This is a genomic window from Halomonas gemina (genome assembly GCF_023554995.1).
Taxonomy (GTDB): domain Bacteria; phylum Pseudomonadota; class Gammaproteobacteria; order Pseudomonadales; family Halomonadaceae; genus Halomonas; species Halomonas gemina.
In genome coordinates this window covers 1-207 of sequence record NZ_JAMJPK010000054.1, presented here as the reverse complement: position 1 = coordinate 207, position 207 = coordinate 1, and the positions used below count along the sequence as shown (strand labels likewise).

Below are 207 nucleotides of genomic sequence, written 5' to 3'. Positions count from 1 at the left end.
AGGCTCAGACAGCTAGGAGGTTGGCTTAGAAGCAGCCATCCTTTAAAGAAAGCGTAATAGCTCACTAGTCGAGTCGGCCTGCGCGGAAGATGTAACGGGGCTCAAACCAGGTACCGAAGCTACGGGTGTGCCTGCATCACTTAAGGCTATTCGATTAACGTCGCGAAGCGACGTTCAAGCGCTCCCCGAACGTTGAGTCGGGTGGGC

The 207-nt window shown here is 55.1% G+C and carries 1 rRNA gene; it reads left to right on the top strand.

The annotated features are described in order from the left end of the window. A 23S ribosomal RNA gene (locus M8009_RS19025) occupies positions 1-125 on the top strand; the annotation flags it as partial. Between the last annotated feature and the right edge of the window lie 82 nt (positions 126-207).